Source organism: Streptococcus sp. CL5.50 (genome assembly GCF_049738015.1).
GTDB lineage: Bacteria > Bacillota > Bacilli > Lactobacillales > Streptococcaceae > Streptococcus > Streptococcus mitis_CA.
In genome coordinates this window covers 1-21,946 of sequence record NZ_JBKOTR010000006.1, presented here as the reverse complement: position 1 = coordinate 21,946, position 21,946 = coordinate 1, and the positions used below count along the sequence as shown (strand labels likewise).

Annotated in this window: 29 protein-coding genes, 2 tRNA genes and 3 pseudogenes; 18 read left to right on the top strand and 16 right to left on the bottom strand. The window is 40.6% G+C overall.

Annotated elements, in window-relative coordinates:
• The first annotated feature begins 90 nt into the window (after positions 1–90).
• The 3 genes from ACLNCV_RS05040 to ACLNCV_RS05030 are packed head-to-tail and all read left to right on the top strand — an operon-like array spanning position 91 to position 1,939.
• A complete protein-coding gene (locus ACLNCV_RS05040) occupies positions 91–456 on the top strand; it encodes a GntR family transcriptional regulator (RefSeq protein WP_000119149.1) in 366 nt (121 codons plus the stop codon).
• A 4-nt stretch (positions 457–460) separates the two neighbouring features.
• Entirely contained in the window at positions 461–1,156 is a 696-nt protein-coding gene (locus ACLNCV_RS05035; protein ID WP_000054197.1) for an ABC transporter ATP-binding protein, read from the top strand.
• A 15-nt stretch (positions 1,157–1,171) separates the two neighbouring features.
• Positions 1,172–1,939 (top strand): hypothetical protein, encoded by a 768-nt coding sequence (locus ACLNCV_RS05030; RefSeq protein ID WP_424844931.1) that lies wholly within the window; start codon positions 1,172–1,174, stop codon positions 1,937–1,939.
• 31 nt (positions 1,940–1,970) lie between these two features.
• Here ACLNCV_RS05030 and ACLNCV_RS05025 read toward each other — a convergent pair whose 3' ends face one another.
• Together ACLNCV_RS05025 and ACLNCV_RS05020 are read right to left on the bottom strand one after the other, a co-directional pair.
• Entirely contained in the window at positions 1,971–2,666 is a 696-nt protein-coding gene (locus ACLNCV_RS05025) for an LrgB family protein (protein WP_001288952.1), read from the bottom strand.
• On the bottom strand, positions 2,663–3,037 hold the full coding sequence (locus ACLNCV_RS05020) for a CidA/LrgA family protein (RefSeq protein WP_261065382.1): 375 nt from the start codon (positions 3,035–3,037) through the stop codon (positions 2,663–2,665). The genes ACLNCV_RS05025 and ACLNCV_RS05020 overlap by 4 nt, the downstream gene beginning before the upstream one ends.
• A gap of 282 nt (positions 3,038–3,319) precedes the next feature.
• Between ACLNCV_RS05020 and ACLNCV_RS05015 the strand changes: the two genes are divergently transcribed.
• From ACLNCV_RS05015 to queF, 7 genes are all read left to right on the top strand, one after another.
• Complete coding sequence (locus ACLNCV_RS05015) at positions 3,320–3,700, top strand: MarR family winged helix-turn-helix transcriptional regulator (protein ID WP_247930679.1); 381 nt, start codon at positions 3,320–3,322, stop codon at positions 3,698–3,700.
• A gap of 100 nt (positions 3,701–3,800) precedes the next feature.
• Positions 3,801–4,022 carry a DUF4649 family protein gene (locus ACLNCV_RS05010; RefSeq protein WP_000570255.1) on the top strand — a complete coding sequence of 74 codons (222 nt, stop codon included), beginning with the start codon at positions 3,801–3,803 and terminating at the stop codon, positions 4,020–4,022.
• A 15-nt stretch (positions 4,023–4,037) separates the two neighbouring features.
• Positions 4,038–4,352, top strand: a complete 315-nt coding sequence (gene trxA, locus ACLNCV_RS05005; protein ID WP_001029581.1) for a thioredoxin — start codon at positions 4,038–4,040, stop codon at positions 4,350–4,352.
• Between the two features lie 201 nt (positions 4,353–4,553).
• Positions 4,554–5,207 carry a 7-cyano-7-deazaguanine synthase QueC gene (queC, locus tag ACLNCV_RS05000; RefSeq protein WP_424844930.1) on the top strand — a complete coding sequence of 218 codons (654 nt, stop codon included), beginning with the start codon at positions 4,554–4,556 and terminating at the stop codon, positions 5,205–5,207.
• Positions 5,207–5,650, top strand: a complete 444-nt coding sequence (gene queD / locus ACLNCV_RS04995; protein ID WP_000464575.1) for a 6-carboxytetrahydropterin synthase QueD — start codon at positions 5,207–5,209, stop codon at positions 5,648–5,650. The genes queC and queD overlap by 1 nt, the downstream gene beginning before the upstream one ends.
• Positions 5,643–6,359, top strand: a complete 717-nt coding sequence (gene queE, locus ACLNCV_RS04990; RefSeq protein WP_424844929.1) for a 7-carboxy-7-deazaguanine synthase QueE — start codon at positions 5,643–5,645, stop codon at positions 6,357–6,359. Before queD ends, queE begins: the two co-directional genes overlap by 8 nt.
• Before the next feature lie 18 nt (positions 6,360–6,377).
• On the top strand, positions 6,378–6,869 hold the full coding sequence (gene queF / locus ACLNCV_RS04985) for a preQ(1) synthase (protein WP_000082587.1): 492 nt from the start codon (positions 6,378–6,380) through the stop codon (positions 6,867–6,869).
• Between the two features lie 210 nt (positions 6,870–7,079).
• Here the strand turns inward: queF and ACLNCV_RS04980 are convergent, their stop codons facing one another.
• The 12 genes from ACLNCV_RS04980 to ACLNCV_RS04925 all read right to left on the bottom strand — a co-directional run bounded on the left by ACLNCV_RS04980 (position 7,080) and on the right by ACLNCV_RS04925 (position 16,876).
• Positions 7,080–7,748, bottom strand: coding sequence for an MIP/aquaporin family protein (locus ACLNCV_RS04980; RefSeq protein ID WP_424844928.1), 669 nt, complete (start codon positions 7,746–7,748; stop codon positions 7,080–7,082).
• Between the two features lie 110 nt (positions 7,749–7,858).
• The gene (locus tag ACLNCV_RS04975) at positions 7,859–8,650 is read right to left on the bottom strand and encodes a DUF2785 domain-containing protein (protein ID WP_424844927.1); all 792 of its coding nucleotides are present in this window, start codon (positions 8,648–8,650) and stop codon (positions 7,859–7,861) included.
• A 61-nt stretch (positions 8,651–8,711) separates the two neighbouring features.
• Positions 8,712–9,494: a deoxyribonuclease gene (locus ACLNCV_RS04970; protein ID WP_125442967.1), complete on the bottom strand. Its 783-nt coding sequence runs from the start codon at positions 9,492–9,494 to the stop codon at positions 8,712–8,714.
• 20 nt (positions 9,495–9,514) lie between these two features.
• A complete protein-coding gene (gene pepF / locus ACLNCV_RS04965) occupies positions 9,515–11,311 on the bottom strand; it encodes an oligoendopeptidase F (RefSeq protein ID WP_424844926.1) in 1,797 nt (598 codons plus the stop codon).
• A 10-nt stretch (positions 11,312–11,321) separates the two neighbouring features.
• Entirely contained in the window at positions 11,322–12,065 is a 744-nt protein-coding gene (locus ACLNCV_RS04960) for a 16S rRNA (uracil(1498)-N(3))-methyltransferase (RefSeq protein ID WP_424844925.1), read from the bottom strand.
• Position 12,066: 1 nt separating this feature from the next.
• Positions 12,067–13,017: a 50S ribosomal protein L11 methyltransferase gene (gene prmA, locus ACLNCV_RS04955; protein ID WP_125453212.1), complete on the bottom strand. Its 951-nt coding sequence runs from the start codon at positions 13,015–13,017 to the stop codon at positions 12,067–12,069.
• 14 nt (positions 13,018–13,031) lie between these two features.
• Positions 13,032–13,928 carry a GIY-YIG nuclease family protein gene (locus tag ACLNCV_RS04950; RefSeq protein WP_261126641.1) on the bottom strand — a complete coding sequence of 299 codons (897 nt, stop codon included), beginning with the start codon at positions 13,926–13,928 and terminating at the stop codon, positions 13,032–13,034.
• 3 nt (positions 13,929–13,931) lie between these two features.
• A complete protein-coding gene (locus ACLNCV_RS04945) occupies positions 13,932–14,357 on the bottom strand; it encodes an NUDIX hydrolase (protein ID WP_125454906.1) in 426 nt (141 codons plus the stop codon).
• A 1-nt stretch (position 14,358) separates the two neighbouring features.
• The gene (locus ACLNCV_RS04940) at positions 14,359–15,426 is read right to left on the bottom strand and encodes a M50 family metallopeptidase (protein ID WP_049543075.1); all 1,068 of its coding nucleotides are present in this window, start codon (positions 15,424–15,426) and stop codon (positions 14,359–14,361) included.
• Between the two features lie 18 nt (positions 15,427–15,444).
• Positions 15,445–15,915, bottom strand: a complete 471-nt coding sequence (locus ACLNCV_RS04935; protein WP_045592523.1) for a DUF3013 family protein — start codon at positions 15,913–15,915, stop codon at positions 15,445–15,447.
• A gap of 292 nt (positions 15,916–16,207) precedes the next feature.
• The gene (locus tag ACLNCV_RS04930; RefSeq protein ID WP_084888798.1) at positions 16,208–16,660 is read right to left on the bottom strand and encodes a type II toxin-antitoxin system HicB family antitoxin; all 453 of its coding nucleotides are present in this window, start codon (positions 16,658–16,660) and stop codon (positions 16,208–16,210) included.
• A 36-nt stretch (positions 16,661–16,696) separates the two neighbouring features.
• A complete protein-coding gene (locus tag ACLNCV_RS04925) occupies positions 16,697–16,876 on the bottom strand; it encodes a type II toxin-antitoxin system HicA family toxin (protein ID WP_001132287.1) in 180 nt (59 codons plus the stop codon).
• Positions 16,877–17,274: 398 nt separating this feature from the next.
• Here ACLNCV_RS04925 and ACLNCV_RS04920 point away from each other — a divergent pair, with 398 nt between their 5' ends.
• The 4 genes and pseudogenes from ACLNCV_RS04920 to ACLNCV_RS04905 all read left to right on the top strand — a co-directional run.
• On the top strand, positions 17,275–17,490 hold the full coding sequence (locus ACLNCV_RS04920) for a hypothetical protein (RefSeq protein WP_084888801.1): 216 nt from the start codon (positions 17,275–17,277) through the stop codon (positions 17,488–17,490).
• A 15-nt stretch (positions 17,491–17,505) separates the two neighbouring features.
• Positions 17,506–17,697 (top strand): annotated as a pseudogene (locus ACLNCV_RS04915) (CPCC family cysteine-rich protein); the annotation flags it as partial.
• Positions 17,683–17,892, top strand: a pseudogene (locus ACLNCV_RS04910) (CPCC family cysteine-rich protein); the annotation flags it as partial. The pseudogenes ACLNCV_RS04915 and ACLNCV_RS04910, both read left to right, overlap by 15 nt.
• A gap of 214 nt (positions 17,893–18,106) precedes the next feature.
• Positions 18,107–18,300: pseudogene (locus ACLNCV_RS04905) on the top strand (CPCC family cysteine-rich protein); the annotation flags it as partial.
• A 33-nt stretch (positions 18,301–18,333) separates the two neighbouring features.
• Here ACLNCV_RS04905 and ACLNCV_RS04900 read toward each other — a convergent pair.
• Together ACLNCV_RS04900 and ACLNCV_RS04895 are read right to left on the bottom strand one after the other, a co-directional pair.
• The gene (locus tag ACLNCV_RS04900; protein ID WP_084888805.1) at positions 18,334–18,660 is read right to left on the bottom strand and encodes a hypothetical protein; all 327 of its coding nucleotides are present in this window, start codon (positions 18,658–18,660) and stop codon (positions 18,334–18,336) included.
• A gap of 2 nt (positions 18,661–18,662) precedes the next feature.
• Positions 18,663–18,860: a hypothetical protein gene (locus ACLNCV_RS04895; RefSeq protein WP_084888807.1), complete on the bottom strand. Its 198-nt coding sequence runs from the start codon at positions 18,858–18,860 to the stop codon at positions 18,663–18,665.
• A gap of 408 nt (positions 18,861–19,268) precedes the next feature.
• On the opposite strand from ACLNCV_RS04895, the gene ACLNCV_RS04890 reads away from it, so the two are divergent.
• The 4 genes from ACLNCV_RS04890 (at position 19,269) to ACLNCV_RS04875 (ending at position 21,884) form a co-directional block, all read left to right on the top strand.
• Positions 19,269–20,540, top strand: a complete 1,272-nt coding sequence (locus ACLNCV_RS04890) for a replication-associated recombination protein A (protein WP_261015370.1) — start codon at positions 19,269–19,271, stop codon at positions 20,538–20,540.
• Between the two features lie 264 nt (positions 20,541–20,804).
• Positions 20,805–20,877: transfer RNA gene (locus tag ACLNCV_RS04885), tRNA-Lys, on the top strand.
• Between the two features lie 356 nt (positions 20,878–21,233).
• The gene (locus tag ACLNCV_RS04880) at positions 21,234–21,749 is read left to right on the top strand and encodes a DUF308 domain-containing protein (RefSeq protein ID WP_084888812.1); all 516 of its coding nucleotides are present in this window, start codon (positions 21,234–21,236) and stop codon (positions 21,747–21,749) included.
• 62 nt (positions 21,750–21,811) lie between these two features.
• A tRNA-Lys gene (locus ACLNCV_RS04875) sits at positions 21,812–21,884 on the top strand.
• The last annotated feature ends 62 nt before the right edge of the window (positions 21,885–21,946 follow it).

Below are 21,946 nucleotides of genomic sequence, written 5' to 3'. Positions count from 1 at the left end.
TCCCAAAACAATTCTTCTTTTTGCTTGACAAGTTTTTTGTTTTGTTGTATTATTTAATTAAGACAAAAGGGTGAAAGAAAGGAGACCAAGATGTCCTGGACATTTGACAACAAAAAACCCATCTATTTACAGATTATGGAGAAAATAAAGCTTCAGATTGTTTCCCATACACTGGAACCCAATCAACAACTTCCAACCGTGAGAGAGTTAGCTAGCGAGGCCGGTGTCAATCCCAACACCATCCAAAGGGCCTTGTCAGACCTCGAACGAGAAGGATTTGTCTACAGTAAGCGAACAACTGGACGATTTGTGACTGAGGATAAGGAGCTAATCGCCCAATCGCGCAAACAATTATCGGAAGAAGAATTGGAACACTTCGTTTCCTCCATGACCCATTTTGGCTATGAAAAAGAAGAACTACCAGGCGTAGTCGGCGATTATATTAAAGGAGTTTAAGCCTATGTCATTACTAGCATTTGAAAATGTATCCAAATCTTATGGAGCAACCCCAGCCCTTGAAAATGTTTCTCTTGACATTCCAGCTGGAAAAATTGTTGGTCTCCTTGGCCCAAACGGCTCAGGGAAAACAACCTTGATTAAACTAATCAATGGCCTCTTACAACCAGATCAAGGACGTGTCCTTATCAACGACATGGACCCAAGCCCAGCAACCAAGGCCATCGTAGCTTATTTGCCAGATACGACCTATCTCAATGAACAAATGAAGGTCAAAGAAGCCCTAACCTACTTCAAGACCTTCTATAAAGATTTCAATCTTGAACGCGCCCATCATCTGCTTGCAGACCTTGGCATTGATGAAAATAGTCGTCTCAAGAAATTATCAAAAGGAAACAAGGAAAAGGTACAACTGATTTTGGTTATGAGCCGTGATGCCCGCCTCTACGTTCTGGACGAACCCATTGGTGGAGTGGATCCAGCAGCCCGTGAGTATATACTCAATACCATTATCAATAACTACTCACCAACTTCTACCGTTTTGATTTCTACCCACTTGATTTCTGATATCGAGCCAATCTTGGATGAAATTGTCTTCCTAAAGGACGGAAAAGTCGTCCGTCAAGGCAATGTAGATGATATTCGCTATGAGTCTGGTGAATCCATTGACCAACTCTTCCGTCAGGAATTTAAGGCCTAAGCAAAGGAGATTATTATGTTTTGGAATTTAATTCGCTACGAATTTAAAAATGTTAACAAGTGGTATTTAGCCCTTTACGCTGCCGTTCTAGCCCTTTCTGCCCTTATCGGAATACAGACACAACATTATAACAATCTACCTGTCAAAGAAAGTCAACCTACTATGCTACTTTTTCTAGCTACAGTCTTTGGTGGCTTGATGCTTACACTTGGAATTTCAACCATCTTCTTGATTATTAAACGATTCAAAGGAAGTGTCTATGACCGACAAGGCTATCTGACTTTAACCTTGCCAGTTTCTGAACACCATATCATCACAGCCAAACTAATCGGTGCCTTTATCTGGTCGTTGATTAGCACTGCTGTCTTACTCCTATGTATCTATATTATCTTATTGTCAACAAATTATAATGAAGTTCAACTTTCTACTCTTCTGTCATTTGTTGGAGAACATTTTACCGGCTTTGGTCTTACTGTCTTATCCTTCCTGCTTAGTACAATTTCATTTATCCTCTGCATTTACTTGGCCATTTCCATCGGACAACTTTTCAACGAATACCGTACAGCACTCGCTGTTGCAGCCTACATTGGTATCCGAATCGTCATTGGAATTATAGAAGTCTTCTTCAATACCAGTGCTAACTTCTATGTCAATTCACTTGCAGGATTTAATGATAATTTCTATATGGGAGCAGGTACGGGCATTTTTGAAGAACTCATTTTCATAGCTATCTTTTACCTCGGAACCTACTATATCTTGAAAAACAAGGTTAATTTACAATAAAAAATGCCCAGCTAAAAAGCTGGGTTTTGATTTAACTCAATATCAAACTGGCTACGATAGGGCTGACAAAGACATAGAGAATACCGGTGACACCAATAGCCAAACCACCCATGGCTCCTGCTACAGAGCCGTATCGAAAGGCTGTTCCTGTTCCGACTGCATGGCCTGTTCCTCCAAGGGAAAGACCAACAGCTACTGGGTCGTCAATTTTCAACCACTTCAAAAGGGTTGGGCCGATAACACTGGTTAAAATCCCAGTTGCCACTACAACGACCAAGGTCACAGTCGTCAAACCTTGCAATTTTTCTGTGATTCCCACTGCCATAGCGGTTGTTACTGACTTAGGAAAGAGAGAAATGGCTAGGAAAAAGTCCATTCCAAAAATCTTTGCTACAAGGGCCGTGAAAGAGGTATTAACAACTACTGCTAACAGACTACCAAAGAGAATACTCCGTGCATGGTGCTTCATCAAGTGAAAACTCTTATAAAGCGGAATCCCTAGAGCCACGGTCGATGGGACAATCAAGTTGTTCAGATAAACCCCACCTTGGTAGTAATCTTGGTAAGAAATACCCGTCACTTTTAGAAAGATGATAATGAAAACAGCTGACAAAAGCAAGGGCGTTGTCAATGGATGGGGAAAACGTCTGTAAATCAGCATTCCTACTAGATAAGCTAGGATAGACAGGGCAAGCCCAAACAGGGGATTGGAAACAAATTCACTCATTTGGCATCTCCTTTCTCATAATCTCCCTCAAACCGTCGTTTGATAAACTGAACTACCAAGGCTATGAGGATAACATTGATGACTGCTGCAAAAAAGACAATCAAAACAATTGGCAAAAGATAGGGAGCAATCACATCAAACTTTTCCATGATTCCCACTGCTGGCGGCAAAAAGAGAATGGTCATATTGGCCAGCAAGAAATTCCCCACCATATTGACATGCCTGGTTCTCAGCCACTTGAATTGTAGGGCTAGAAAAAGAATAATCAAACCGATAATACTGCCTGGGATGGGCAAGTGAAAGAAACTGGAAATCCCCTCTCCGATTAGAGAAATCACAAAGAGAATCATTAATTGAACATATAATTTCATCCTAAACTCCACGAAATAGACTTCTTGCATACCAGTTTACTCTTTTTTCAGAAAATTTCAAGGAAATGCACAAGAGATAATAAAAATTAGAAAGGAAAGGGGATACAAACAATTCTTGACTTGTGAAAACAGGCATGATTTAGGATAAAAGATGCCAGCGTCTTTCTTGCCAGCTCTTTTGAAAAGTAGTATAATTATTGCATGCGCAATCATCTTGTGATGCATAGACTGTCCGTAAATGGACTTTCTTCTATTTACAACTCTAAAAAGAAAGGAGATACTATGACCTATTTGGAAAAATGGTTTGACTTCAATCGGCGTCAGAAAGAAATTGAAGGTCTCTTGGAAGAGACCATTGCCCTGCAGAGTGAACAAAGTCTGACCTTGAAAGAGTTCTACCTCCTCTACTATCTGGACTTGGCTCAAGAAAAATCTCTACGCCAGATTGATCTGCCAGATAAGCTTCATCTGAGCCCGAGCGCTGTTTCTCGGATGGTGGCTCGCTTGGAAGCCAAAAATTGCGGTCTACTTAGTCGCAGGTGTTGTGATCAAGATCGACGCTCTAGCTTTATCTGCCTGACAAGTGATGGGCAAAAGACACTAGCCACTCTACAAAAGGCTGTTGAAGAGAGCCTGGAAACTGGTTTGGATTTCTTGATTTAAGATGATTTTAGAAAAAAAGTTGCGTGCGCAATCATTTTTCTTGACATTCTCTTTTACAAGGAGTAAAATAAAATCATCATTAAACAAAGGAGTTTTAAACATGATTGAAATTACCTATCTAGATGCCAGCAAGAACGAAAGAACTGTAACTTTCGAGTCTTATGAAGACTTTGATCGTTCACAACAAGCTTGCCTTATCGGCGTCGCAGACTACTACCCCGTCCAAAAATTAACTTACAACGGTCATGATTTGGACTACCATGGGACTTATGGAGATATCTTCTTCTATCTCAAGAAACAAGATTTAAGCCAATATAACTAAAAAAGGAGAAATACAATGGCAAAAGCAATTACAGATGCAACATTCGAACAAGAAACTAAAGACGGTTTGGTCTTGGTAGACTTCTGGGCAACTTGGTGTGGTCCATGTCGTATGCAAGGTCCAATCTTGGATAAATTGTCTGAAGAACTTTCAGAAGATGTTTTGAAAATCGTTAAAATGGACGTTGATGAAAATCCAAACACAGCTCGTGCTTTTGGAATCATGTCTATCCCAACTCTTCTCTTCAAAAAAGACGGCCAAGTAGTGAAACAAGTTGCAGGTGTTCACACAGCAGAACAAATCAAGGCCATCGTTGCTGAATTGAGCTAATCATATTAGAGACCAAGTACTTTCTTTGGTCTCTTTTTTCTTGCCCTTTGCCATTTTTCAAAAAATATGCTAGACTGTAGATAGAATATTACGATGTTTGGGACATGCCATCGCTAAAAAAAACCTCTACTTGGTATTTTTTAGCTCCCTCAAGGGAGCTTTTTGCGTGCTCTGAACATTCCCCATTTTGGAAGGAGTACTATGAAACGTCAATCAGCCTTGGTCGTCTTTAGTGGCGGTCAAGATTCCACAACCTGCCTCTTTTGGGCTAAAGAACACTATGAAACTGTTGAAGCCGTCACCTTTGCCTACGGCCAACGCCATCATCTCGAAATTCAAGTCGCTGAAAAAATTGCTAAGGAACAAGGCATTCGTCATCATATCCTCGATATGTCGCTACTGGGACAAATCACTGAAAATGCCCTGACCTCTGATCTGGAAATTGAGCAAAAAGAGGGAGAGGTTCCCAATACCTTTGTTGACGGTCGAAACCACCTCTTTCTATCCTTTGCGGCAGTTCTTGCTAAGCAACGAGGCATTAAAGATATCGTGACAGGTGTCTGCGAGACAGACTTCTCAGGCTACCCCGATTGTCGAGATGTCTTTGTCAAATCTCTTAATGTTACCCTCAACCTGGCCATGGATTACGACTTTGTTATCCAAACACCTCTCATGTGGCTAGACAAGGCTGAAACTTGGGAATTAGCCGACCAACTCGGTGCCTTTGACTATGTTCGTGAAAAGACCTTAACCTGCTACAACGGGATTATCGGAAGTGGCTGTGGAGATTGTCCAGCCTGCCACCTACGTCAACATGGCCTAGATGTCTATCTCTCACAGAAAGGAGAGGGCTAATGTTTTTTGCACCCAAAGAAATCAAACAGGAAACCGGGGAGTCTCTTGTCTACAATCCTCACAGAACCTTGGTATCAAAAGAGTTTACCTTCGATGCTGCCCACCACCTCTTTCACTATGAGGGAAAATGTAAATCCCTTCATGGTCACACCTATCATCTGCAGATTGCTGTTAGTGGATTTTTAGATGAACGTGGCATGACCTACGATTTCGGAGATATCAAAGCAATCTACAAGAACTACTTAGAGCCCCACTTAGATCATCGCTATCTAAACGAAACCCTTCCCTATATGAACACGACTGCTGAAAATATGGTTTACTGGATTTTCCAAACCATGAGTCAAGAATTGCCAGACGAACGTGGTCTCCGTTTGGAATACGTTCGCCTCTATGAGACTCCGACTGCCTTTGCGGAGTTTAGACGGGAGTGGTTAGATGACTAGGGAACGTGTCCTCAAACTACCAGTTCTGGAAATTTTCGGCCCAACCTTTCAAGGCGAAGGTCGTGCTATTGGGCAGAAAACCATGTTTGTCCGCACTGCAGGTTGCGACTACCACTGCGACTGGTGCGATTCTGCCTTTACATGGGATGGCTCTGAAAAACCAACTCGCATGACAGCTGACGAAGTCATTGCTGCCTTGGATAAATTAGGGAGCTACGACTATGTAACCCTATCTGGGGGAAATCCTGCTATCCTAGCAGCCAATATGGCCGAATTGGTCACCAAGCTCAAGGAACGCGGTGTCACTCTGGCTGTTGAGACCCAAGGCTCCCGATGGCAAAATTGGTTGAAAGACATCGATCAGGTCACTCTGAGTCCCAAACCTCCTTCATCAAAGATGGAAGTCAACTTTGAAACCTTGGACTTTATCGTTTCCCAACTAGAGCCAGACAAGGTCACCTTTAAAATACCTGTCTTTGACGATGCCGATTTGGCCTTTGCCAAAGGGATTCAAGAGCGCTACCAACCAGATGTTCTCTTCTTATCGGCTGGAAATCCTGAGCCCAAGGCCACAGGCAATATTATCCAAGACCAACTGGACCGTCTCAAAGAACTCTGGGAACGCGTCGCTGCCGACGATAGTTGGGGCAATGTCCGCGTTCTTCCTCAACTCCATACCCTCCTCTACGATAATCAACGTGGTGTTTAAGATTAGAAAGAAAAAATCATGTCACAACAAGAAGAAATGAAAAACCTTAGCCTACTGGGCAACAAAGAAACCAACTACATTTTTGAATATCAACCAGAAGTCCTCGAATCCTTTGACAATCGTCATGTGGAAAATGACTATTTCATCAAATTTAACTGTCCTGAATTTACCTCACTTTGCCCAATCACTGCTCAGCCAGACTTTGCGACGATTTATATTTCCTACATTCCTGACAAGCTCTGTGTCGAGTCAAAATCCCTCAAACTCTACCTCTTTAGCTACCGAAATCACGGAGATTTCCACGAAAACTGTATCAACACTATTGGGAAAGACTTGGTCAACTTGCTAGACCCTCGCTATTTGGAGGTTTGGGGAAAATTTACTCCGCGCGGTGGCATTTCAATCGACCCCTACTACAACTACGGTAAGCCTGGAACTAAGTATGAAGGCTTGGCAGAACAACGCCTCTTCCAACACGACCTTTATCCAGAGAAAATTGACAACCGTTAAACTCAAACTCAATGAAAATCAAAGAGCAAACTAGGAAGCTAGCCGCAGGTTGCTCAAAGCACTACTTTGAGGTTACAGATAGAACTGACGAAGTCAGTAACATATACCTACGGCAAGGTGAAGCTGACGTGATTTGAAGAGATTTTCGAAGAGTATCATACGAAAAAGCCCTGTTCCTCAAAATGAGGAGCAAGGCTTTTTGAGTTTCAATTATTCTTCTGTTACAAGGAAGTTTTTCGCAACAAGAGCTGCAAGAACACCACCAACGATTGGCGCAAGGATGAAAATCCAAACTTGTTGAAGAGCTGCGCCACCTACCAAAACAGCTGGTGCCAAGCTACGAGCTGGGTTTACTGAAAGTCCAGTAATGTTCAATCCCACAAGAATCATCGCCATCAAGGACAAACCGATTACCAAACCAGCAATAGCACCATTTCCCTTGCTTTCTGAAGTCACAGTCATGATAACCAAAACAAACAAGAAAGTTGCGATAACTTCAAACAAGAAACCACTAAAGACAGTGACACCGTTTGCCAAGGCATTTTCACCAAGACTAGCAGTTGACATACCTGAGTTAGACAAGAGGAAGAATACCGCAGCTGACGCAAGAAAAGCTCCAACTACTTGTCCAAGGATGTAGTTTACAAGCTCTGAAGATGACAAACGTTTGTTTACAAACATAGCAATCGAAACAGCTGGGTTCAAGTGAGCACCTGAAACATTTCCGATTGAGTAGGCTGCAACTACGATTGCCAGACCAAAGGCAAAGGCGATTCCAAGGTGACCTAGGCCATCAAGACCATTTCCAAAAACAACAGCTCCTGTTCCGACGAACACAAGCATGAACGTACCGATTAACTCAGCGACAAATTTTTTCATTTTCTTTCTCCTTTTTTCAAAAACTAGATACTAGTCTATAAAAAGAGGGAAAGGGTTTCAAGAGAATTGATTGGAAATTGTTTGGAAATCATAGAACTATTAGCTAATCTCTAGTATTGAAAAGACTGGATAGCTTCTTTCAAGTCATCTTGTAAACTATTTCTCTGGTCAAGTTGGACATAGACTTCCAACAGACAGGATCTGAAGTTGGAAAATTTATAAAAATCTTCCCTTTCTTCTATCGGAAAGTCAACAGTTTTTATCCAAGAAGCTACTTGCTCTTGCTTCAACTTCCCTTGTAAAATAGGTTCATAGATCACTCTTGCTAAACGCCAATCCTCATCATCTGTAAAGCGAATCGAAATTCTTTTAAATAGTTGGCCAAGTATATCAAATACTTCATGAACTCTATTTTTAGGAAAGTCTGGATGACAAACCACCTCTGTTAGTAAATCGGCTCCATGTGCAAAAGCATGAACCCAACCATACTGACTTGAAAAACCTGTTGTATCCTTTTCTTTTGAAAGATAGTACAAACCTTGATTTAAAAGGACATTACGAATTTCTGATTGTAATCCCTGATAAAAAACCGATTGCTGGTTGGCATCAGCAGACAAGAGATTTGCATAAATAAGCGCCCTAAAAGAACGTTCAAGGGTTGACAAGCCTACCTTATCAATCTCTTTGTCTAGTCCTCCATCAGATAAAATTTCCTCAGCAATGAAATGAAATTGTTCCTGTGTAAATAGCTCTTCCTGAATCCCTCTAGCAAAGCTTGTAAAAACAAGGTCATCGCGAATTTCTGGAGAAGGATCTCCCAAATGATCAAGTAGCCACTGGATTCCCTCCTGGTTATAACTTGGTTTTTCTTCTGCTATTTTTCTAAGTAACTCTTGATACATGGTCAATACCTCTACATTTCTAGCAACTGTTCAAAAAGCCGTCCCAAGATAACTTTCTATCTTATTCTTTTTGAGATAGAGTTTTTCCTGCAGCAATTGCATCGGCCTCTGTCATCTCGACAACATTAGATTTAATAGTTTTTGAAGGCATTCTATCCTTACTATACCAATAAACTTTTGATTTTCCATGGTTTGCAACATAGACAATTCTATCTTGCTGTTGGGCTTTAGTATCAGCTTCACGTGCAATTCTTTTCTCTTCTTCTTTTTGAGAAATTAAAGACTCAACTGCATCTATCCTACCAAGTAATTCTGCCTTTTTATCATTATTTTCAATCTGATTAACTGTTTCTTTAGCAGACTTCACTTGACTTGCATCTTGACTTTCTTCCAATTGTTTGACTAAGGTTTCACCTTTTTCTTGCAACTCATTTGCAGCTTTTTCTTTGGCAATTCTCTCTTCTTCTGCTTTTTCTTTAGCTTTTTTCTCTTCTTCAACTCGTTTTGCTTCTTCTGTACTAGATGAAGCATCGGTTGTTGACTCTACTTTAGCAGTGGATGCCGCAGTTTGCTTAGTTTCTGATTGAGAAGATGAAATTTTCTTTGTGACTGTCGGAGTTTGAAGAGAAACTACAATAAAACTAACAACAAAAAGTCCTATCATTAAATTTCTTTTTCGAATATCTGGTACTTTCTTTACAAAATACCAAATACCAACTCCGCTCAAAACAAGATAGAGAGTAGGAAGAGCAATCAATAAAATGATTCCCAACAAGACTAGGCCTATTTTTATAAAACGTATTCTTTGTGAATCCTGCTCCAGCCATTTTTTAATTCTGTTCATATCCTTATCCTAAATTCCCCCTACTCTCCCAACTGGGCACTGTAGGCGATAATCTGGTCAACTGTGTCAGACAAGAATTGGATTGTATCACGGAGTGGTTTATCTGTTGAAATATCAGCTCCGATAATCATGGCTGACTCAAGCGGTGTCTTGCTACCTCCTGATTTGAGGAGATTGAGCCAGTCTTCAGCTCCAGTTTCTGAATGTTTCAGATGAAGGTAACCTGCAGTCGAGATAACAAGACCAGCAGAGTAAGTGTAGCTATACAAACCCATGTAGTAGTGAGCTTGTCGCATCCAAGTCAAAGCCGCATCGTCGTCAATCTCAATGGCATCTCCCCAGAAATCCGTCAAAACTTCCTTCATAATGCTATTGAGTTTGCTTGCCCCGAAGGTTTCTCCTTCTTCAATCAATGTATACACCTTACGCTGGAAGGCTGCTTCCAAGAGGTGCGTAATAAAGTTATGGAAGTAGGTGTCTGTTAAGCGGTGAGCCAGAGCGAAGCGTTTTTGACGAGGGTCGTCAGATTGGTGCTCCAAGTAATCACTGAGAAGCAATTCATTGAAAGTTGACGGCGCTTCAACATAGTAGGTCGACATGTGGGCATTAAAGTAGCTTTGATGATTATCTGAAAAGATGAATTGACCAGAATGCCCGATTTCATGAATCAAGGTATAAACATCGCTCAAACGACCAGTCCAGCTCATGAGGACATAAGGATGCACGCGATATGGATCCGCCGCATATCCACCAGAATCCTTGCCACTATTGGCCGCAAAGTCAACCCAGCGCTCTTCTTGATAGCGAGCAACTTCCTGACAATATTCTTGCCCCAAAGGTTCTACCGACTTCATGACCAAATCATAGGCATCATCAATGCTCACTTCAGGATTGAGGGCGCTGTCCAAGTCCAATTTCCAGTCAGCAAAGGTCATCTTTTCAAGACCATTAACCTTGGCAACATGCTTGAGGTATCTCTGAGCAACGGGCGCAAAATCCTTCATGATGAGGTCAATCTGACGATCAAACATAGCACGGTCCACTTCTTGCTCAGCTAGAAGATAATCAAAGACTGAGTCGTAACCCTTCATATCTGCTAGTAGTTTTTCAGACTTGATTTGGGCTAGATAGGCTGCTGCAGCCGTATTTTGGTGCTTACGAAGACCTTCTGAGAAGGAACGGAAGGATTTCTCACGGACCTCAGCGTCCTCATGGTTTTGGTAGAAATTCTCATAAGTAACAAAGCTGTTTTTGTAGGTCTTACCATGAGCTTCAAAGTCAGCCATTTCAAAATCCCCAGCTCGCATCTTAGTGTAAATATCCTGCGGACTGTAGAAAACCTCGCCGAGATTGGTCAAGGCCTTCTCCACATCAGCCCCTAAATAGTGGGCTTTTTTGATTTTGGCCTGACGAATGGCAGCTGTTAAATGAGGCAATTTACCCAAACGGTCCAAGACTTCCTCATCTGCTACCATCAAGGCATCGTCAAAGAAGGTCAGAGCTACGCTGGCGTCTGTTTCAAATTCCATCCCAGCTTGGGCAATGTTGGCAAATTCGTCATTGCTATAGTCTGTCGTCTGAGGCATAAAGCCATAGTTGCCAATATGGCTCATCTGAATGTAGATTTGTTCCAATTCCGCAAAGGCCTTCTCGAAATCTTCAAAAGTGTGAAGATTGCCATTGTAGTCACGGCTAAACTGGTTGATGTCTTCACGAGCCTTCTCGATTGCACGCAAGAAATCCTCACGGTCTTGGTATAGGGCTGTTAAATCCCAAAGTTCCTTCTCTGGAAATTCTGAACGGTGTTTTTGTTCCATTTTCTTCCTCTTATTTCTCTAATTCTAATAAAACACTAAGGGCTGATAAGGCGTAAAGCGGTGCTGTTTCTGCTCGCAAAATACGAGGACCAAGACCTGCCAAGACTGCTCCCTTAGCTTCAAAACTTTCGATTTCTGCAGGTGACAGACCACCTTCTGGACCAAAGATAAAGAGCAATTTGGCTCCCTTCTCGAGTCCATTAACTGCTTGTAAAAGCGCAGCGGCTTCTCCTTCTTTGGCCGACTCTTCATAAGCCACTACGATAGAGTCAAATTGGTCCAGTTGAGCTAGAAAGTCTGATTTTTTCTCGAAAAGTGTGACACTTGGTACTAGATTACGCTTGCTTTGTTCTGCTGCTCCAAGGGCAATTTTTTCTAGTTTTTCAACCTTTTTACCCAATTTTTTGCCATCCCATTTGGCAACGGACCAGTCGGCAGGAAAGGCCCAGATTTGGCTGGCTCCGAGCTCGGTTACTTTTTGAGTGATAAACTCCAGCTTGTCCCCCTTGGGAAAGCCGGATGCAATGGTCACTTGGACTGGCAGTTCCACATTGCCAGCCAATTCTTGGACCAACTCAAACTGACGGGCTTCCACATCCAGCACACGCGCCAAGCGCTTAATTCCATCATCAAAGACCAAAGTAACCTCATCATCTTCTTTCAAGCGCATAACCTGAAACATATGCTTGCTGGTTTCCTTGTCCTCGATGGTGACAGGAGAGATGGCACTCCCCTTGACAAAATACTGCTGCATGCTAGCCTCCAATCACACCTGAAATATCCTTAGTTTTTTTGAAAACACAGGCATTCCATTCCCCTTGAACCATGTGGGTTTCAAGGAAAAATCCAGCTGACTCAGCCGACTCGCGCACCATGTCCCACTTGTCCTTGATAATCCCACTCATGATGAGGTAGCCTTCGTCCTTAACCAAACGATAGGCATCGTCTGTCAGATGAATGAGGATATCCGCCAAGATATTAGCTACAATCACATCTGCCTCAATCTCAACTCCCTTAAGCAAGTCTCCTGCTGCTACATGGATGTTTTCCATACCAGGGTTGAGCTCAATATTTTCCTGAGCAACACGAACTGCCACATCATCTAGGTCATAGGCGAAAATTTCCTTAGCACCAAGCAGCGAGCTGGCAATAGAGAGAACCCCTGAACCAGTCCCCACATCTAGCACCGTTTCGCCACCACGAAGGACCTGCTCCAAGGCAAAGAGGCTCATCTTAGTGGTTGGATGGGTCCCAGTTCCGAAGGCCATACCAGGATCCAGCTTGATAATCTTTTCTCCCGCAGTCGCCTCATAGTCTGTCCAAGATGGCACGATGGTCAAATCATGAGTGATACGAGCTGGTTCATAGTATTTCTTCCAGTTGTCTGCCCAGTCTTCCTCAGCCAAGGCAGTGGTCCCCATTTTGACCTCTCCCAAGTCCATAAAATCTGTCAATTCTGCTAGGCGAGCCTGCAAATCCGCCTCAACCACTGCCACATCAACCGTATCAGGATAGTAGGCTGTTACAACGATTTCTTCTTGCTGCTCAACCTCTGGGAAAATCTCACCAAAACGATCCACATTTCCCACATAGTCCATGCTGTCTTCAATCGCAACACCTTGCGCTCCTAGCTCAATCAAGAGATTAGAGACCAGCTCCTCTCCCTCACGCTTCACTGTAACTTTTAACTCTTGCCATGTTTCCATAAATTTTTTCCTTATCAATCTATTAATTCTTCTAATTCTTTTAAAGTTCTTCCATCCTGATTTTTCCAATCAGTTCGACCGTTCGTTTGCATACCCAGCAAAAAAGCCGCTGCATAAGAAGGGCTAGAAAAGAGTTGTTTTTCTTTTAACACTCCATCTTGAATGACCCGAGAAGCTATTAAATTCTGACGCATTTCTTTTAAACTTGCTGGAAGGTATGGAGAATCCTTTATTTCTACTTGACTTCCTTCTAAAACAACAAAACCTTCAGTTGTCCGTTCACAAGTTGCTTCTATTACTTTGTTAGATTTCTTAGTTTTACGCTTTAAATAAAGATAAGTTGAATGATTATCAGTCAAATCTTGACTAACTTCCTTTGTCATTGGAACAAAAACACGATAACCTAGAGTGCCGATAATCATTAGCGTATTTTCAACAATTTCATCCAGTTCAGATTCCTTTTCCTCAGTTACATTACCAGGATTTGGATCATTCCCATTTTTCACAATGTAGCGACCAGCTTCTTTAGCAAGTTGAGTAAATTTATTTTCCAAATAGCTAATTTCTGTTGGACCGAAAGAATTGTTTTGAGTTGTTAGAATGATGACATCATTAAAATAATCTGCATGAGTATCACGGGTATGCTCTTGAATTCGCAACAATACCCCTTCACCATTTTTCCGAGTTGTCGCCTGACCAATATAGGTCACATCTTTCTGTTTATCTTCATCTCGACCAAATAAGAAATAAATACCACTTTGTTTCATTTCATCACGCGACTTTAAATCTCCCAACTGAATACGAGGTATTTTGTAAATCACTCCCGTCCAATTTGACAAAGTACATTTGATTTTTCCAGTCACTTCACCATCCATGAGAAACATATTGATATTTTTGCTACGCTTCGCCATTTATCAAACTTCCTCCATATAATCTCTCACTCTATCCTGCAACTGAGGTACAACTTGACTGGAACTAAGAAATTCCTCAACATTCATGAGCTGATAACCCTGTCCTTCATCACCAAAGGTGATATTGTCAAATTGCTCCTGTGTCAACAGACCGACTAGAAATACAGATTGTTTATCCGCAAAAAGCATACTTGGATAAACCTTCGCCCAAAGTAGACAATCCTCAGTCAAATGAATTCCCAGTTCTTCATAAACTTCACGCGCCACACATTCAAAAGGACTTTCATCCCCCTCTCGCCCACCACCGGGCAGTTCCCACATATTGGGCCAGGGAATGCTTGCCTTATCATCGCGTAAGATAGTCAGAAGCTTATCTCCACAAAACAAAGCAATCTTACAGCCTGTGAAATCAGAAATCTCTATTTCCATATTAGACTCCTTCGGTTAATTCCTTTTCCAGCTCAGCTAACCAGTTTTGATAATAGATTTTCTCATCCCGTAACATCCGGCTGCTATTCATTTTATGTCTAGCAATCTTCATAGCCTTGTGAGTTTGAACTACATCTTTCTTTACCTTAAATTGATACCAGGCTTGAATGACCTGCATATCTGCTGTTTTAATAGATAAAAAGGATTTGACCCCTCGAATACTTGCATATTCTTCCGCTTTCTTATTATCTCCTTCCATCAGAGCAACTTGAAGAAGGTATATTTGAGAAATAGTTTTAGACATTGGATTATCTGTTTTCTCTAACACAGACTGAAACTGTTGCTTTGCAAGCTCTATATTATCATCCAATATAAATACCAATCCCTGAAGAGTCTGAACACTTTCTGCAAAACTCCCTCTCGCATCCTCATCAACAGGCATGGTAAAGTCTTTCAAGTCATATTCTTGAGGAGCTAACAAGGTCTGGGCAGAATGCCTCAACACCATGTAGGCGTATTTGGTATTTTCAGGGTGTTGTAGCAATTCCCAGATTTTTGCTCCATCGGTGATACCGACTGGCAAAGCATTGTTTAGGAAGAAAGACAAATTAAGAAAAATCCAAGTACCAGCAAAATACCAGCTTCTTGTCAAAAATCCAAACAATATCGCCAATAATATTAAGCTAAGATGAACCATCAAGCCTCCTGAAAGCATCAGGATGATTCTTTGGTCGCTTTCATCTTCTTTCAATCCAATATACTGAGCACCAACATTTTTCATAACGGCTGTTCGACTAAGATAAAACCTGCCTGACTTTTTGGTCAAAAGAAAATGTCCTAATCCAAAAGCCACCAGCCGATAGCCTGTCAAGTAGCCACAAAAAGCATGACCCAGCTCATGAAGAATAAAAATTAAATACATGCTTAGAAGAGCAAAGGAATAACCAATAGTGAAGGCTAAAACTGCGGAATACCCCAACTCTGCAAATGCGATAGTTCCACAAGCAAAAGCTAGCATAATAAAGACAAAGGCTAGCACATAAACCAAATAAGTCCCAATTTTTTTCATAAAACCTCCAACCAACTCCTAGTATCTCGGATAAGGATAAAATTCCCCTTCTTCCAAGCCGACTTTTCCTTCTTCAAAGACTTCTTGGTTCCATTCCATGACAAATTCTTCGGCTTCTGGGTCTTCCAAAAAGTCCATGAGGGCATCTAGTCCAACCTCGGCAGTATCTTTAAGGAATAGCGCAAAATAAGCTAAAAATTCGCGAGAAAATCCTTTTTTTGGAAGATAAGGTATGACAGTCAAATAGTCTTCCTCATTGACGGTTGATTTGGCAGGATTGTAGAAAAGAACTGCTTCTTCAAAGAGAATGTCATCTGACGAAACCTCTCCGTCCTCATCCACCATCTCCACACCTGTAGCGTTTTGCGCTTCCAATAGAAAACTCACTTCAACTGCGTGGTTACGCTTGTCCCAACTAATCTCAAAGTCAAAGGGAAAGTTCTTCTCCAACTCTTCCTCTAAAACATCTAAAAATCCATATGTTGCCATTTTGTCCTCTTTCTATGCGACTCTTAAATCGCCCCGATTGCTCGGAAATATGCTAAAATAGATACTACCATCTTACCACAAAATTATTTTATGTCCTAATTATACCATATTACCTCATTTAAACCCTTGGTATTAGTGATTTTCTTAAACGGTTGATTTCCTTATTTTTTCCAAAAACTCAACACAAAAAGCCCTCGAAAGGGCTAGCAAATCTATAGGATCAATAGACAAGTAACCAGCACAATTAGGAGTGCTTTTTTTATTGACTATTCCCACGATGTCACACTTAATCTTAGGCTTGAATTTTCTTATCTGCAATAGCGTCTGTCAAAGTCTGAGAAAAGTTAAGTCCCATTTCTCGTCCCAACTTATCTGCCCATCTTGGTATGGTCAAGGTCTTTTTAATGGGTTCCTGACTTCCTAAATACTCTGATACATCAACAGATACCATAGAAATAAAAGATTTATCAAGGTCATAGGTTGACACGAAATCTTCATCATCTTTAAAAGGATCATTATCAATTAAAGACAAGCTATTGATATCTGATGGCTGGGGCAAGTCTTCATCACTCTCTATCAAATCTGCAACAGTTATGCCTAACCACTCTGAACCCATAGCCAGAGCCTCAGAAATCCCCTCTCCTTGTGTCGCTGAGTATTCAAAATCCGGGAAATGGACAAAATAAGTCGCTTCTGCTCCGTCTGTATCGTCATAATAAAATAAAGCTGGATACGTAACTAACATCTCACTACCTCCATATCAAAAAGCAGGGGCTGAATTTTACAACCCAGCTTGCTTTCTTATCCCTCTTTCAGTGTACTTATTCAGCTCACCATGAGGGATTGTGATAGGTCTTTCTCCTTGCTTCTCCATTTTAATATGGGAACCTTTACCGCCTCTAGTCTTTATCCAACCATGGGCCGTAAGGAGTTTAACCATCTCTTTTTGTGTCATAGGCATAGCGCTTTTACCTCCTGACAACACCATTATAACACGTGCTACACGTATTGTAAAGGAGTGATACTTATTATTCTCTTATACATAAAATCCCCTAGATGTGGTTCTAAGGGAAGCCTTATATAAACGGATAGACAGAACTATCAGAGTTCCTGCTTTTCTCGACCCACTAGAAATGGCGCGATTCAATCTTAACATTACTTCTCCTCTCTTCATTAAAAAATGATTATCACCCAAAATTATATTACGATTTTTATAAAAGACTAGCAAAAACTACTAAATCAATACATTCAGCAGACGAGAAACTTGCATTGTCAGATAAACTGTTTTATCATTTACCATACTTTATTCATTAGTAATATCACTTGATTTGAAGTATAATATTGGAAAGGAAATCAGTAATGAATTTAGAACAATATTTAGGAAAAGAAATTAGGGTTGTTTTTGTTGACGGTCAAATTTTAGAGAGTCATTGTAATAGCTTTACAGGGAAACTTGATACAGAAGATGAACTCTATGATGAAATTAAAATAAGAACAGATAAATATCCATATGTTGGATTTAATGAATCTGAAATCGCATCAATAGAGTTAACTCAAGACGGTATTACAAAATAACAGGAGTTGTTTATCATGAATAAAACTAAAAAAGAAAATTTAATTTTCATTGATGGTTGGGAGCATGTGCATTGCCCTGTATGTGGAACTTTAGTAGAAACTTATGATATTTGCGATGTTTGTCATTGGCAAAATACGGGAGCATTTAATATCGATGGCGGTCCTAATAAAATAACGCTTGCTGAAGCAAAAATGGCTTATAAAAGGAAAAACGACATAAATGAATCACAAAAGACTTGGGTAATTGATGGATATTTATGGCTACATTGCCCTGTTTGCGGAACTGAAGTTATGGACTATGATATCTGTGACGTCTGTCGTTGGCAAAATACGGGTATTATAAATATTGACGGTGGCCCTAACAAGATGACTCTCGCAGAAGCCAAAGAAGCTTACGCAAGGAGAAAAATCGTAAAAATTCTAGAATTTGATACAGTGTTGTTAAAAAACGGTCAAACGGCGACAATTGTCGAAAAGTTAAGTGAAGATACTTTTATTGCTGACATAGGAGATTCCCCGAAAGACTGGGATACCATAACAATTACAATCAATGATATTGAAAAAGTAGTGTATTGAAATAGCTAATATATTTGTATAGTGTTGGGAGTAACCTTAAATGAATAAGACTGGAAAAGAGAATTTAATCATTATTAACGGTAGCAAATATGTCCATTGTCCAGTATGTGGGACTGTTACAGCAGTGTATGACATCTTGACGTCTGTCAGTGGCAAAATACAGGAGAAACTAATATAGATGGCGGCCCTAATGAAATGACACTTGCAGAAGCCAAAGAAGCTTACGCAAAAGGGAATTCCAATAATATAAAATATATAGCTACTATTTCACTTTTCAACCATGTTTATAATTTCTTTTAAGCTTGGTTTGGTTTTTCTAATTCTATCCCATGACCTCATTTTTAAAAAAATCCCTAAATAGATGCCATTTATCTTTGGTAATTCGTTAGAAAGATTGTATTTCTCTCTAATCTCATCTTTATGACTTTCTACAAATTTGCTACGAGGTAAGCAATAAAAAATACCTTCCCCAAAATAACTTAAATCTTCATCAGATAGTTCAATAAGCTCTTCAGGTTTTACAAAAATCGCTCTATTCACTCTATCTTTGCCACTGGCAAAGGCTTTCTCCACAAACCTTTTATCTAGTCCCATCTTTATTTAACTCTCTCAAATTGTTTTAGTTCCAGAACAGTCAGTTCTTTAAATTCTTTTCCTGTTTCGTTTAAATATTTGTTAATTTTTCCAAGATTGTATTTCATAGGTGCTGATTTCACTCCATTTGGTAAACCAACTAGTCCGTCAAGTTCCATAAATGACTTATTTTCAAGTAGCTTTGAATTTGAAGTATTCATCTAGTTCCATTTTCTCCTTTTCAAATATTGCTATCTAAATTTATATCTACTATGTACTTTACCAAGAAAACTTCCTAACTTGGTAATTCCATTATTTCCACTACTTATCACCTCTCTTTTCATTATAGTTCATGCAATAACATTTAGCAATATTATTTCTCAAGTCAGCACTTCCACTTCTTTAGGCTCAACTATCCTATTTTGAGTTTTAAGGGAAATCCATTATCTCATGCTGATGCCTCTCCTCATTAAATTAAATAGTCAAAAAGATTCTATCTCACACCCTGAATATTACAAAACCATTGAAATATCACAACTAATAGGCTAGAATGGACATAGTAAGATATATTAGATGAGTCATTCTACTCAAAAAATATGACACTAAAATCCACGTTAGAAAGGACTGCTATGCCAGACAATCTCGCGCTTCGCATGCGCCCTAAAACCATAGACCAGGTCATCGGTCAGGAGCATCTGGTCGGACCTGGAAAAATCATCCGCCGCATGGTGGAAGCCAACCGCCTGTCTTCCATGATTCTCTACGGACCTCCTGGAATCGGCAAGACCAGTATTGCTTCTGCCATCGCTGGGACTACTAAGTATGCCTTTCGTACCTTCAATGCGACAGTTGACAGTAAAAAACGACTGCAAGAAATCGCGGAAGAGGCTAAATTTTCCGGGGGTCTCGTCCTATTGCTAGACGAGATTCATCGTCTAGACAAGACCAAGCAAGACTTCCTCTTGCCTCTCTTGGAAAGTGGACTGGTCATCATGATTGGCGCTACGACTGAAAATCCTTTCTTCTCTGTCACTCCTGCCATTCGTAGCCGAGTTCAAATTTTTGAGTTGGAACCTCTGTCTAACCAAGACATCAAAGAGGCTCTGCAAATAGCTCTAAGTAACCCTGAGCGTGGTTTTGATTTTCCAGTAGAACTAGATGAGGATGCGCTGGATTTTATTGCTACCTCTACAAACGGAGACCTTCGCTCTGCCTTCAACTCACTGGATTTGGCAGCTCTCTCTACCCCTGAGAATGATAAGGGCATCCGCCACATCACCCTCGACATCATGGAAAATAGCCTGCAGCAGAGCTACATCACTATGGATAAGGATGGAGATGGCCACTATGATGTTCTCTCAGCCCTGCAAAAGTCTATCCGTGGCTCAGATGTGGATGCCAGTCTCCACTATGCTGCCCGCTTGATTGAGGCTGGTGATTTGCCAAGTCTCGCTCGTCGCTTGACTGTTATCGCCTATGAAGATATCGGCTTAGCCAATCCTGAAGCCCAGGTTCACACCGTAACTGCTCTGGATGCTGCCCAAAAGATTGGTTTTCCCGAAGCTCGCATCCTCATTGCCAACGTCGTGATTGATTTGGCTCTTTCTCCAAAATCCAACTCAGCCTATGTAGCTATGGATAAGGCACTTGCTGACCTCAAAACATCAGGGCACTTGCCTATTCCGCGGCACCTGCGTGATGGGCACTACAGCGGAAGCAAGGAACTGGGGAATGCCCAAGACTATCTCTATCCACACAACTATCCTGGAAATTGGGTCAAGCAAGACTATCTACCAGAAAAAATTCGTAATCATCACTATTTCCAAGCAGAAGATACTGGTAAATATGAACGGGCTTTGGCTCAAAGAAAGGAAGCTATCGACCGTTTGCGAAAAATCTGAAATCCTTTTCAAAAAATTGCACTTTCCTCTTGATTTTTTTTGAAAAAGTGGTATCATATAAACATAGAAACGCTGTGGTGTACGACTTCACACTTAAGTGTTGACCGACTATTTTTTGTATTATTAGGGAAACAAAAGTCTTCTAACAGCATGTAGGCCGTCTCACACGGAAACAGCTTCAGTTAGAGCGAGTTGCCCACCTGCTTAATTGCGCGGGTTCAATACAAACCGTGAAGTTTCGGCACCAATACAGCTTTTTTCTTTGCCTCCTTAGCTCAGCTGGCAGAGCAGCGGACTCTTAATCCGTGGGTCACAGGTTCGATCCCTGTAGGGGGCATCTAAATACAACAGGAAAAGCCTTGATAACCAAGGCTTTTTTGCTTATCTATAACTGATTTGCCTCATCATTTGCCCCACTTTTAAATCTATCTTTTCTTTTTGAATCAAATTACATCTTTACAAATAGTGTAAAGCCAGTTACTTTTGCTTTGATTCCATACAATATTTTCATGTAGAGAAGACAAATTTTATCTTCTCTTTTTATTTTCAAAATAATAAAAACTGATTTTCTTTTCATAAATCAGACTGAAACTTCCAAATTTTCCATTTTGTTTATTGACATTTCCTCTAAAAAGGTGTATAATATTTTTATTATCAAACTATACTATACTATACTATATAGGGGGTATTGAAATGAAATTTTCTAATCGTTTACTGCTATTCCTTGCAGGAGTTGTTTTTGTCCTTTTAGGACTTTTCCTATTTACAAACCCAGTAGCTAATCTTGTTGTTTACAGCTGGTGGATTGCATTTGGTTTACTGGTTTCTTCTATAGCAGCTATTTTAGGCTATTTCTCTGTACCAAAAGAGCTTCGCTCACCAGCTCATCTTTTCCAAGGGATTGTTAATCTTCTCTTAGCTCTTTACCTCGTTGCCTATGGCTTTGTGACGCTGCCAGTTGTCATTCCAACTATTTTAGGAATTTGGTTAATTGTAGAAGCCATTATAGTTTTCTTTAAAGGCAATCGTCTGGGATTGATTTTCCCTATTATTGGCAACCGTATCATGTGGATAGCGTTGCTTGCATTTTTACTAGGTCTAGTGATTTTGTTCAATCCAGTAGCTACAAGTGTCTTTGTCGTTTATGTCGTTGCCTTTGCATTTTTAATTGTTGGTTTCACCTATATCCTTGATGCCTTTCGTAAATAATCTAGCTGCCATTTTGGGCATATTAAAATAGCTGGGAAGTTACATTCTCAGCTTTTTCTGTTGCCTCCTTAGCTCAGTTGGTAGAGCAGTAGACTCTTAAGCTATGGGGCGCAGGTTCGAGCCCTGCAGGGGGCACATCTAAATCAACAGAAATAAGCCTTGAAACCAAGGCTTTTTTTAACGTCTAATAGCTTTTT